Genomic DNA, 12753 nt, shown 5'->3' on the forward strand with positions numbered 1-12753 from the left:
TAGACTAATTTGGGAACCTTACTCGACCCCCTCAATCCGGTCTTCCACCTCCTGATACAACTCACGCAGACGATCCAAATTGTTCTCCGAAGTCTCCCAATAACCCCGGCCATTCACCTCAAGCAAAGTGCTGACAATCTTGCGGAAAGAATGAGGATTTAAGTTAAGCAAACGCTTCTGCATCTCCTCATCTTGGATAAACGTAGTGTTGACATCCTCATACACCCAATTATCCACAGCGCCCGCCGTCGCACTCCATCCAGTTGTATTCACCAGACGCTTAGAAATCTCCCGCACACCTTCATAGCCGTGCGACAACATTCCTTCGTACCACTTCGGATTCAGCAGCTTAGTCCGCGAATCTAAACGCACGGTTTCTGATAGCGTCCGCACCTGCGCGTTGGCTGTGGTTGTATCAGCAACAAAGGATGCTGGTTGCTTCCCGTCGCCCCGCAAACTGCCGATCAATTTAGTCGGGTCGGAGTCGAAATAGTGCGACACGTCGGTTAGGGAAATCTCCGCAGAATCCAAGTTTTGGAAGGTGACTTCCGCAGTTTTCAAGGAGGATTCAAAAATCTTCCGATCTTGTTCCATTGTGCCTGGATTGTCGGAAGAAAAGGCGAAGGATTTGCGAGTTAAGTACATTTCCTGCAACTCGGCTTCGCTTTCCCAAGTGCTGTTTTCCACCGCCAAGTTGACGTTAGATGAATAGGAACCAGAGGCATTAGAAAATACCCGGGTTGCTGCTTGCCGCAGGTTGATTCCCATTTCTTCCGCTTGCTTCAAGGCGTGTTTGCGGACGAAGTTCATCTCTAACGGTTCGTCGGCTTCCGCTGCCATTTTCACGGCTTTATCTAACAAATTCATTTGGTTGATGAACAAGTCGCGAAATACGCCCGAACAGTTAATTACTACGTCGATCCGAGGGCGTCCCAACTCTTCTAAAGAAAGCAATTCGAGTTTGTTTACCCGGCCCAAAGCGTCGGGAACTGGCTTCACTCCCACCATCCACATTACTTGCGCGAGGGATTCGCCGTAAGTCTTGATGTTGTCGGTTCCCCACAACACAACGGCGATCGTTTCTGGGTAATTTCCCCCGTTATCAACGCGCTGTCTTTCTAACAGCCGATCGACTACAAGCTTAGCAGACTTAACCGCCCCTGTTGTAGGGATTGACTGCGGGTCTAAAGCGTGCATATTCTTGCCCGTCGGCAAAACATCTGGGTTGCGAATCGGATCGCCACCGGGGCCAGGCAGAACATACTCGCCTTCTAACGCGCGCAACAAAGCGCCTAATTCGTTGTCAGCACAAACTTGCTGCAAGCAGAATTCCAGATACTCAAACAGCGGTTTAATCGGTTCTGGATCGATTTTTTTGTAACCGGCGGCGTGCAAAGCTTCAATCCAAGGTGTTTTCTTGCCCATGTTGAAGAAATTCAACTTAGAAACAAGGGAAACTCTACCCTCAGCGTCGGTTTGTTCCTTCACCAAAGCGCCAACGGCATCCCGACAGGCCAAGGTGATGTTTTGCAGCAATTCGACATCAGTTAAAATGCCTTTGTCGCTGTTGGTGTAAATTTCGCCAATATCGCGTCCGAGACTGTTAGCAATAATCCGCGGCAAGCTTATCAGTCCGTCTTCTTCGCGGTCTAAATTGGCGATATTTACCAAAGTTGCGATCGCCTCTTCCGCAGTCGGCGGCTTACCGATAACGTGCAAACCGCAAGGTAACAATCGCGACTCAATTTCCATCAACTTGCGGTAAACCAAGCCAACTAAATTGTCGCGTTCCTCCGAAGTCATTCCCGCAGCAACCCCTCTTTCTTGTTCCGGAGGTAGGGCGATATCCTTGTCCAAATTCACCAAACGGCATTTTTCGACGATCGCATCAACAATCGGCACACCGCGCCCAGTCTCTTTCAAAGTTTGATAAGAAGCAATTAACTCGCTGAGTTCCTGCAAACCTTTGTACAAACCAGCATTTTCAGCCGGAGGAGTCAGATAGCTGATTGTTTCAGCATAACTGCGGCGCTTGGCAATTGTTGCCTCGCTGGGATTGTTGGCGGCGTAATAATAGAGGTTAGGAATTTTGCCGATCAAACTGTCGGGATAACAATCCCCAGACATTCCCATCTGCTTACCGGGCATGAATTCTAGCGAACCGTGAGTGCCAAAGTGCAGCACCGCATCCGCACCCCAAATGCGCTCCAAATATGTATAGTAAGCAGCAAAACCGTGGTGCGGGCTGGCAGAACGAGAGAATAGCAACCGCATCGGATCGCCTTCGTATCCAAAAGTAGGTTGCACTCCGATAAACACATTGCCGAAATGTTTGCCGAAAATCAGCAAATTTTGTCCGTCGCTGTTCAAATGTCCCGGAGGCGGGCCCCAATTTTCTTGCAAGCGTTCCGAGTAAGGAGTGAATTCTTCGTATTCAGCTACAGACATCCGGTAAGCAACATTTAATTCCGGGCTTTGGTATTGGGCTGTTGCGTCGTGGATGACTTCTTGCATCAGTTTTTCGGCGGACTCCGGCAATTCTGGCAAGTCGTAACCGTTGCCTTTTAAGGCTTTCAATACTTGGTAAATCGAGCCGAAAACGTCCAAATAAGCGGCCGTTCCGACATTGCCTTTGTCAGGCGGGAAACTGAAAACTGTGATCGCAACTTTTTTATCTAATTTTGGTTTGCGGCGCAGCATTGCCCACTTCATGGCGCGCTGGGAAATTGCTTCGATCCGGTCTTGTAGGGCGATCGCCTTGCCAGTTGCGCCATCTCTTCCCGACAAAATAATCGGTTCGATCGCGCCATCCAACTCGGGAATGGCAATTTGCAAAGCAACTTGAATCGGGTGCAAGCCTAAATCGCTATTTTCCCACTCTTCCGTCGTTTGGAAAACCAGCGGCAAAGCCACCATGTAAGGGCAATTTAATTTTTTCAAAGTCTCGATCGCCTTCGGGTGATCTTGTTTCGCCGGGCCGCCTACCAGCGCAAAACCAGTCAGAGAAACCACCGCATCAACTATCGGCAGCGGTGCAACTCCTTTGGTCCCAACTTCCAAGAAAAAAGTTTCCACTGGTTTCGAGAAGTCCAAACCGCCGGCAAAAATCGGCACCACCCGCGCCCCCATTGCCTCCAATTCCTGCACCATTGCTACGTAGTGCGCGTCATCTCCGGTGACTAAGTGAGTCCGCTGCAACACCAAGCCGATGCAAGGTGCGAGGGGGTCTTTGAGGTCTGCCGAAATATCTTTGCGGGCGTTGTACCAGGTTAGATATCCTTTTACATCCTCAAACATCGACGGTGCCAAAGGATGCCAAATTCCCATATCCGGGTAGACAACGGGCTCTTGAAAAGTTAGCTGTTCCTGGCCTTTGAATACATATTTATGTGACAGCATCAGCAAGAAGTTTTCCAAGTTTTCTTGGGAACCTCCCAGCCAATACTGGAAACTCAGCATGAAGTTGCGCGCATCTTGGGCTTTGTCAATGGGCAAATATTTCAGCACTTTCGGCAAAGTTTGCAGCAGTTTCAGCATTCCGTCTTGGAAGGAACTCCCGGATTTTTCCTTCCGTTTTTTCATGAATTCGCCGATCGCACTTTTGCTTTGTCCCAACTGTGCCATCGAGAAACTGCCCATTTTATTGAGTCGCATCACCCCAGGCATCGATGGGAAGACGACCGCGACATCCAAGCTGTCGCGCAGCGGTTCAACTGCCGCTACCACTTTTTCGGCTAAATCTTCGATGAAAATTAGAGAAGCAATAAATACATTGGCATCTGCCACATCCCGCTTGAAGGCCTCGTAATTTTCCGGGCTGCGGAGTTCCTCGATTAGGTAGCCACTGATTTCTATTGCCAGATTCGGATTTTTCTGGTTTATCGATCGAACCGCTGCCGACAGGGCGCTTTGATACTGCGGTTCCAGTACGACATAGACCACCTTCATGAGCGATCGCCCCTGCAAGTTTTCCGGCACAACGTGGCGAATGGTGGGCTTGACGTGAGTGAACATCCGGTTAGGCTCCTTTAAGATGCTGTTTTCGGGAATCGGGAATTTTTTTATCCCATAAGCATTTTTACCAGAAAACGCTTGCCATTAGGCGATTTGAGCCTGCACATGACACAATTCGACAAATTTAGGTCAGATTTTCGTTACATTTTTTTATAAATTCCTTGAGCAAATACTCCAGTTTTTATTTACAATAATTCACTTGACATATTGTTTATTATATGTATAGGATTAATAAGTTGGATAAAAATAATTAAAAATTACCCAACAATTGAGAAAAAAATCCTGAAAAAAGTTCCAAGTTTTGTAGAATTGATCAAACTGACGATCGAGCAATTAACTGAGGGGAAAAAGGCATAATTTCTGAAAGCAGAATGTAGCCTTGCGATAATTGCTGCGTCATCAAGATTGACATTTCACCAGGAATTTAAAACCATTTCGTAACGTCTGTTTTGTGTAAATTCCTGATCGGCGATCGAGTTCAAGGAAAACTAATTGCTATAGAATCTCAAACTCATCCAAACTTGAAGGAAAAAACATGGCTAACTACGCAATTTTCGACGAACAATTCTACCTCGCCTCATATCCTTGGATCAAACCAGCTATTGACGCAAGAGTCATTTCATCTGGAAGAGAACACTTTGAAAAATTCGGGCGAGAAGGCGGTCTAACTAATGTATCGCGTTATTTTGACGAAAATGCTTACCTTGCTGGGAATCCAGATCTCGCACCTTTCGTCCGCACAGTCAACCCAAACGCGCCTTTTGCGACCGGCCTCGATCACTTTATCCAGTTCGGTTACGATGAAGGACAGCGCCGCACCCAAGTATCACCCGAATACAACGAAACCTTTTATTTAGCAAACAACTCTGAACTCCAACCGTTCATTCAGAACGGAACTTTCAAATCAGGGTACCAGCATTTCGTTCAATTCGGGGCCAAAGAAGGTCGTTTCGGAACTTCATTTTTTGAACCGGAATACTTAAAAGAAAACCCCGACATCGTGCCGTTTGTCAACTCTGGAAACTTGAAAACAGGCCGCGAACACTTTTTCAATTTCGGGCAATTTGAGCCGGCCCGCGACGCGACTTTTGTCGGCACCCGTACCAACGATGTTTTAACTGGTGTTGGCGTGGGCGATGTCGAACTTGTGGGAGTGGAAGTAGGTATAGATCCCCAAGGCAACCGCCAGTATGAAAGCTTTGGCACCAATGAATTCGATGTCTTGATTGGTGCTCCGGGAACCAATACATTCGTACTCGGAGTTCCTGCTACAGCCGGGAATGTCACCCCGACACCGCTGTATTTAGGTAACGGTCAAGCTACGATTCGCAACTTCGACATAGAAAGCGATTTTATCCAACTACAAGGAACTTCTTTAAACGGCTACAATCTGATTCCCATTGGCAGCAATTTGTCAATCCAGCGTTTTGGAGATGTGCTCGGCGTGATTGAAGGAGGAGCAAGCTTGGGTTTAACTTTCCAAGAATCTAACGGTAATGGTACTTTCTTGATTGGATAGTCATTGGTCATTGGTCATTGCTGATTGGTCATTAGTCATTAGTCATTGGTCATTAGCTAATGCTGATGATTAATGATTTTTTATTGGCGGTGGGCGATGGTTCTATAAAAAAGTACGATAGCACTTTACTTTAAACAGCAAACTATGAATTACGATATCTTCGACGAACAATACTACCTTTCGCAATATCCGTGGCTGAAACCAGCCATTGATGCAGGCATCATCAAATCTGGAAGAGAACACTTTGAAAAATTTGGTCAAGCCGCCGGCCTCACGAAAATATCCCGGTATTTTGATGAAGATACTTACCTTGAGGGAAATCCAGACCTTAAACCATTTGTCCGCACTCCCAACAATCCAAACGCGCCTTTTGCGACCGGACTAGACCACTTTATCCAATACGGTTACGAAGAGGGTCGCACTCGCGTATCGCCTGAGTATGACGAAGGTTTTTATGTAGGAACTAACCAAGATTTGCAGCCGTTTATTCAGAATGGAACCTTTAAAAATGGCTACCAGCATTTCATTCAATTCGGTGCCAAAGACGGTCGGTTGCCTACTTCTTTCTTGGAACAGGGATACTTAGGGAACAACCCCGACATTGGGCAGTTTGTCGAATCTGGAACCTTGAAAACTGGTCGGGAACACTACTTCAAGTTTGGACAATTTGAGCCAAGCCGCTCTGCGACTTTTGTGGGAACTTCTGGCAATGACATCCTCACCGGTTCCGGGGCGGGGAATGTGGAATTAATTGGAGTTGACGTAGAAGCCCCTAACGGTCTCCGACGATATGAAAGTGACGGCAGCAATGAATTCGATACTCTCACTGGCGGTAGCGGCCGCGATAAATTCGTGCTTGGTGACATTGTTGGCTTCAGGGGAGGAACCCTCTCATCCAGACAGTTCTACATTGGCGCAGGTTTTGCTACAGTTCGGAACTTTACTCAAGGCCAGGATATCATCCAGATAGGGATTCCCTTAGATCAATTATTGGTATTTCCAATCAACAATAATCGAGACTTAGCTATCCAAACGAATGGCTTTCCCGCAGTTGAAAATGGAGTTTTCATAGCCAGTCGCTTTGACACAATCGCTGTTGTTGAAGGTGGCGGCAATCTCAATTTAAATCTATTACCAGAATCGGGTGTTATCAGATCTTTCCTTGGGTAGAAATATCGCAGCTAGGTATGGTTTGCGTTAGTCCATCATGTGGAGATTTATGAATTCAACAATCGGTAAATACAATTGCCACAAGTCAGGGCCGAGCAACTCTAAATGTGCCACAGATTTGGATGACAAATCCATTTAGCGCTCCAGTCGGTCTCACTTTCCTCGGGTAGAAAGCATAGAGCTTAAGTGAGATTTGACTTTTGGGTAAAATCACCCGATCGGGTATTGTCTCAGTTCAGGATTATTGAGAAATTGCATAAATACCTCATTAAAGCCGCAGGAGGAAAACATGGCTAGTTACGCAATTTTTGACGAACAATACTACCTTGCTTCATATCCGTGGCTGAAACCAGCGATTGATATAGGAATCATCAAATCTGGAAGAGAACACTTTGAAAAATTTGGTCAAGCCGCCGGCCTCACAAAAATATCGCGATATTTTGACGAAGATACATATCTAGCTCAAAATCAAGATATTGCACCCTTTGTTCGCACAGCCAACAACCAAAACCGACCCTTTGTTTCAGGTTTAGACCACTTTATCCAGTTTGGTTACGAAGAAGGCCGCACGCGAGTATCGCCTGACTACGACGAAGTTTTTTATTTAAAGCGCCACCCGGAAATAACTCCCTTCGTCCAGAACGGAATTTTTAAATCCGGCTTTCAACACTTTATCCAATTCGGAAAAACAGAAGGTAGGTACGGGACAAGTTTCTTTGAACCACGTTACTTGGGAGATAACCCAGATGTGGCTGCAGTTGTGGAGGCTGGAAGTTTAAAAACTGGTCGAGAACACTATCTAAAATTTGGGCAATTTGAGTCAAATCGATACGGATTTTTTACAGGAACCAACGGTAATGATATAGTCACGGGATTTACAGCGGGAAAAAATCAAATTATCGGACTGCAAGTAGCTTTCGCCGGCCCTAATCCACCTTTTGGCATTAATAAGAATAAGTATGACGCTTTGAAATTGGATGACATCACGAGAGAGCCTTTTCTGACTACCACTGAATTCGATACATTGATTGGCACTTCTGGCATTGATTACTTCGTGCTCGGAGATGCTGTTCCCAACAACCGACGTAGTTTGATCAGCCGGGTAGATTTCTATACCGGCAGTGGGGAGGCCAGGATTGTCAATTTTGAAAAAGGAAAAGATTTTATTCAGTTGGTGGAAAGCTTTAATGAACTGAATATATTTCCATCAGGGGCGGACTTATTAATTCAAAAATCGGGAGATACACTTGCCAGAATTCAGGGCGGCTCAAATCTAACTCTGCAACCGATTGAGATGATAAATCCATTTAGTCCTCCAGTCGGTCTCACTTTCCTGGGCTAGAAAGCATAGAGATTAAGTGAGATTTGACTGTTGGCAAAAATCAGCCGATCGAATATTGTGTCAGTCCCAGATAAGTGATACAGTGCGTAAAAAGCTCATTAATACCGCCAGATAAAAACATGGCTAGTTACGCAATTTTTGACGAAAAATACTACCTTGCTCAATATCCTTGGGTCAAACCAGCCATTGATGCAGGAGTTATCAAATCGGGACTAGAACACTTTCAAAAATTCGGTGAAGCAGGGGGCTTAACCAAAGTATCGCGCTATTTTGACGAAGCTACTTACCTCGCTGGCAACCCAGACATCGCTGCGTTAGTCCGCACCCCCAACAACCCAAACGCCCCTTTTACTACAGGGCTAGACCACTTTATCCAATACGGTTACGAAGAGGGTCGCACTCGCGTCTCGCCTGAGTATGACGAAACTTTTTATTTAGCAAACAACTCAGAACTGCGATCTTTCGTTCAGAACGGAACTTTCAAATCAGGCTACCAGCATTTCATTCAATTCGGAATCAAAGACGGTCGTTTTGGGACTTCATTTTTTGAACCGGAATACTTAAGGAACAACCCCGACATTGTGCCGTTGGTCAACTCTGGAGCCTTGAAAACCGGTCGGGAACACTACTTCAATTTCGGAAAAAACGAGCCAAACCGATCCGCTACTTTTGTCGGAACTTCCGGAAATGACATCCTCACAGGCGTTGGTGTGGGGAATACCGAACTGATTGGAGTTGAAGTAGGTATCGATCCCCAAGGCAATCGGCAGTATGAAAGCTTTGGAAGTGATGAATCTGATGTCCTGATCGGCGGCCCTGGGAAAGATACATTCGTACTCGGAGTTCCTCCTACCTCCGGTACTCCCACATCCCGTAGCCTCTATGCGGGTATCCCCGGTATAGTTACAATTCGCAACTTTGATAAAGACAATGACAAGATCCAGTTGGCAGGCTCACCCGCTACCTACAGAATAAGTGGTGGTGGTAACGAGTTGTTAATCCTAAGCCCAGGATCTGAGACTATTGGTAGGATTGAGGGGGGAGGAGATTTAGTCGTGTCTACAATTCAGCAAAACGGGAACGACACTTTCTACTTATTCCTTAAATAACCGGAACCTCGGTTATCTCTTTCTCAATTAACATGGTAGGTGCGTTAATAACGCACCCTACTGAACTTGGGAAAAATCACCCTATCGGGTATTGTGTCAGTTCTTGATGATTGATAAATTGCATAAACAGCTCATTAAAGCCGCAGTCGAAAAACATGGCTAGTTACGCAATTTTTGACGAAAAATACTATCTTGCTCAATATCCTTGGGTCAAACCAGCCATTGATGCAGGAGTCATCAAATCGGGATTAGAACACTTTGAAAAATTCGGTCAAGCCGGCGGCTTAACTAAAGTATCGCGGTATTTAGACGAAGCTACTTACCTCGCTGGCAACCCAGATCTCGCTGCCTTAGTCCGCACCCCCAACAACCCAAATGCACCTTTTGCGACGGGCCTAGACCACTTTATCCAATACGGTTACGAAGAAGGTCGCACTCGCGTATCGCCTGAGTATGACGAAGCGTTTTATCTCGCAAATAACCTACAGTTGCAGCCGTTTATTGAGAATGGAACTTTTAAAAACGGCTACCAGCATTTCATTGAATTCGGCATCAAAGACGGTCAGTTTGGGACTTCATTTTTTGAAACGGAATACTTACTGAAAAACCCCGATATTGTGCCGTTTGTTAACTCTGGAGCCTTGAAAACAGGTCGCGAACACTACTTCAATTTCGGAACTTCCGATCCCAACCGCTCTGCGACTTTTATCGGAACTTCTGGAAATGACATCATTACCGGTGCTGGGGTGGGAAATACCGAATTAATTGGAGTTGAAGTAGGTTATGTTGCAAACAGTGATGGCTTTTCCATCCCCGGCCGAAATTATGAAAGTGAGGGCAGTAATGAATTCGATACTCTCACTGGCGGTAGCGGCCGCGATAAATTCATGCTCGGAGACCTTTTAGTAGGCGGTGGTGGTAAGCTATACAGTTCCCCAACAAAGTTATATATCGGGCCGGGTTTTGCTACAATTCGGAACTTTACCCAAGGTCAGGATACCATTCAGCTAGCAACAAGCGATATCCAACCTTCTTTAGATAAATTTTTGATATTTCCCATCAACAACAATCGAGATTTAGCTATCCAAACGAACGGCTTGTTCGTCTACTTTCCAGATGGAAGTTCGGGAATTAGTAGCTTTGACACGATCGCTGTTATTGAAGGCGGCGGAAATCTCAAGTTGAATCTATTACCAGAATCTAGAGTTTCTCTATCTCTACTTGGCTAGAAATCTCTAAGCTAGTGGGGATTTGCCTGATTGCTGCTGGGGAGTACGATCGCACATTCGCAAAAAGGGCGATCGTACTTTTGTGTTTGCCTTAAAAATAATAAAACAGGCTTAATAATAATTAACTTGACATACTGAATTAGTAGAGTTAGTTATAGTGGATCAAGTTTAACCGACAAGTAAGCAGACTAAGCTTGGAGAAAAACTTATGACTAACTATGACATTTTTGACGAAAAATACTACCTTTCGCAATATCCTTGGGTGAAACCAGCTATTGATGCAGGAATTATAAAATCCGGCAGAGAACACTTTGAAAAGTCCGGTCAAGCCGGCGGCCTGACCCAAGTATCGCGGTACTTTGACGAAGAAACCTATCTATCTCAAAATCCAGATATTGCTCGCTTGGTTCGTAGCGCCAACAATCCAAACGCGCCTTTTGCCTCTGGTTTAGACCACTTTATCCAGTTTGGTTACGATGAAGGCCGCACCCAAGTATCACCTGACTACGACGAAGCATTTTATTTAAAACGATACCCTGTACTTGTGCCCTTTGTACAGAACGGCACTTTCAAATCTGGTTTGGAACACTTTATCAAATTCGGAGCCAAAGAAGGTCTTTATGCGAACACCTTTTTTGAACCCGAATACTTGCTGAAAAACCCCGATGTAGCAGCAGCAGTCAAGGCGGGAGTTTTCAAAACAGGTGGGGAACACTACCGAAAATTTGGACAATTTGAGCCAGCGCGATCGGCTACATTTGTCGGGACTAAAGACACTGACATTGTAACGGGATTTGGTGTAGGAAAAGTTGAAATCACTGGCGTTGAAGTATCTTTAGATGCAGCGGGAAATAGAGTTTATGAAAACAGACCCCCTCGTAACGATCGCGATACGCTCATTGGCGGTCAAGGTAGTGATACTTTCGTTCTCGGTGTGAAGGATAATCAATTCTACCTCTCGTATATCGTCGCCAGTGGCGCAGCTACGATTAAAAACTTTGACCCGCAAGCCGATAAGATCCGCGTAGCGGGAACGCGAAGCGGCTACAATTATCGGTTTAACGCTTCTGGAAATTTTCAGATTGAGGGACTACCAAGCTCTAGGATTGTCCCAGTGATTGCTGAAGTCGAGGGTGTTGCGAATATGCCGTTTCTAGAAAATCAGGAACCTGATTTCTTGATTTTCGATCGAGTTTCTGTATTGGATAACTTTTGGGAAGCTGGATATTTAGCAAACAATCCCGATGTTGATGCGGCTGTTCAAGCAGGAAGTTTTGCTTCAGGTCTCGATCAGTATACAAAAGTTGGGCAATTTGAAACAAATCGCTCTGCAACTTTTGTCGGGACTTCGGGGAATGATGTTGTGACTGCTTTTGGCAAGGGAAAATCGACAATTATTGGAGTTGACTTTGATGGCCGTTATTTGAGCTACGGTAGCAACGAATTTGATACCTTGATTGGCAGCGAAGGTGCTGATACTTTTATTTTTGCTTACGAACGTCCGCGATCGAGTACTAGCTCCCTCATCAGCACTGTAGAATTGTATTTAGGCCCGGGGGAGGCTCGGATTCGCGACTTCAACCCCAGTCAGGGAGATGTACTCCAGCTATCAGGCCAACTCAGTAACTATCAAATATCTCCTGTGGGTGCAGATTTAGTAATCTCAACAGCAGGAGATAGAATTGCAATTCTTGAGGGAGGTGCGAACTTAAATTTGAAACAACTGACATTTCCTAGCACCGAACTTGCCCAGAGTCCTTTCTTGCTGGGCTAGAAACCAGGTTGATTGAATTTTAACAGGACTTACGCACAGACTCTCAGAAACTGGGTTTAATCAGAAACCCAGTTTCTCCAAAAAACCGGGTTTCTAAATATTTAAGCCCGATCGCGCGCTAGCTTCAAAACCTCAACAGTATCTTTGTGACCCTCCGAAGACGCCCAAATTAACGCAGTCCAAGTATTATTATCCTTAGCTTTGATATCAGCTCCTTTATCGATTAAAAATTCCACAACTTGAGTGCGCCCGCTACCTGCTGCACTCATCAAAGCCGTCAAACCAAAATTAGTTTTAGCATTCACATCCGCCCCCGCCTCCAGCAAAAGCTGTACAATCTCGGTATGTCCGGCAGCAGCGGCACTCATTAACGGCGTCCACCCGTCATTATCGTGACTGTTGACATCCGCACCTGCAGCCAGCAATTTTTTGACGATCGCCGAATTGCCAGCCTCAGCCGCCGTCGTCAAAGCCGTCGCGCCTTCCTCATCCTTGACATTGATATCTGCACGCTGTTCGATCGCACTTTCTACAGCCGCAACATCACCCGTCTTGACGGCATTAATTAAATCTGTCATAAATTCTCCCTTGTATCC

8 protein-coding genes are annotated in these 12753 nt (G+C 45.7%); 6 read left to right on the forward strand and 2 right to left on the reverse strand.

The annotated features are described in order from the left end of the window. Positions 1 to 18: 18 nt before the first annotated feature. Entirely contained in the window at positions 19 to 4014 is a 3996-nt protein-coding gene (locus QUA57_RS19890; protein ID WP_333063219.1) for a magnesium chelatase subunit H, read from the reverse strand. Between the two features lie 535 nt (positions 4015 to 4549). Here QUA57_RS19890 and QUA57_RS19895 point away from each other — a divergent pair. From QUA57_RS19895 to QUA57_RS19920, 6 genes are all read left to right on the forward strand, one after another. Beyond that, positions 4550 to 5533 (forward strand): calcium-binding protein, encoded by a 984-nt coding sequence (locus tag QUA57_RS19895; RefSeq protein ID WP_333063218.1) that lies wholly within the window; start codon positions 4550 to 4552, stop codon positions 5531 to 5533. Positions 5534 to 5677: 144 nt separating this feature from the next. Continuing rightward, positions 5678 to 6703 carry a calcium-binding protein gene (locus QUA57_RS19900; protein ID WP_333063217.1) on the forward strand — a complete coding sequence of 342 codons (1026 nt, stop codon included), beginning with the start codon at positions 5678 to 5680 and terminating at the stop codon, positions 6701 to 6703. A 289-nt stretch (positions 6704 to 6992) separates the two neighbouring features. Further along, complete coding sequence (locus tag QUA57_RS19905; RefSeq protein ID WP_333063215.1) at positions 6993 to 8045, forward strand: calcium-binding protein; 1053 nt, start codon at positions 6993 to 6995, stop codon at positions 8043 to 8045. Between the two features lie 119 nt (positions 8046 to 8164). After that, positions 8165 to 9154 carry a calcium-binding protein gene (locus QUA57_RS19910; protein WP_333063214.1) on the forward strand — a complete coding sequence of 330 codons (990 nt, stop codon included), beginning with the start codon at positions 8165 to 8167 and terminating at the stop codon, positions 9152 to 9154. Between the two features lie 155 nt (positions 9155 to 9309). Further along, entirely contained in the window at positions 9310 to 10383 is a 1074-nt protein-coding gene (locus QUA57_RS19915; protein WP_333063213.1) for a calcium-binding protein, read from the forward strand. A gap of 208 nt (positions 10384 to 10591) precedes the next feature. Further along, complete coding sequence (locus tag QUA57_RS19920) at positions 10592 to 12157, forward strand: hypothetical protein (protein ID WP_333063212.1); 1566 nt, start codon at positions 10592 to 10594, stop codon at positions 12155 to 12157. 101 nt (positions 12158 to 12258) lie between these two features. On the opposite strand, the gene QUA57_RS19925 is transcribed toward QUA57_RS19920, so the two are convergent. Beyond that, entirely contained in the window at positions 12259 to 12735 is a 477-nt protein-coding gene (locus QUA57_RS19925) for an ankyrin repeat domain-containing protein (RefSeq protein ID WP_333063211.1), read from the reverse strand. Positions 12736 to 12753 lie beyond the last annotated feature (18 nt).

The organism is Microcoleus sp. Pol7_B2 (assembly GCF_036701035.1).
In the GTDB taxonomy this organism is placed as follows: Bacteria; Cyanobacteriota; Cyanobacteriia; order Cyanobacteriales; family Microcoleaceae; genus Microcoleus.

Coding starts and splice junctions, on each gene's coding strand:
- QUA57_RS19890 (WP_333063219.1), bottom strand. CDS start 4,014: ATGTTCACTCACGTCAAGCCCACCATTCGCCACGTTGTGCCGGAAAAC.
- QUA57_RS19895 (WP_333063218.1), top strand. CDS start 4,550: ATGGCTAACTACGCAATTTTCGACGAACAATTCTACCTCGCCTCATAT.
- QUA57_RS19900 (WP_333063217.1), top strand. CDS start 5,678: ATGAATTACGATATCTTCGACGAACAATACTACCTTTCGCAATATCCG.
- QUA57_RS19905 (WP_333063215.1), top strand. CDS start 6,993: ATGGCTAGTTACGCAATTTTTGACGAACAATACTACCTTGCTTCATAT.
- QUA57_RS19910 (WP_333063214.1), top strand. CDS start 8,165: ATGGCTAGTTACGCAATTTTTGACGAAAAATACTACCTTGCTCAATAT.
- QUA57_RS19915 (WP_333063213.1), top strand. CDS start 9,310: ATGGCTAGTTACGCAATTTTTGACGAAAAATACTATCTTGCTCAATAT.
- QUA57_RS19920 (WP_333063212.1), top strand. CDS start 10,592: ATGACTAACTATGACATTTTTGACGAAAAATACTACCTTTCGCAATAT.
- QUA57_RS19925 (WP_333063211.1), bottom strand. CDS start 12,735: ATGACAGATTTAATTAATGCCGTCAAGACGGGTGATGTTGCGGCTGTA.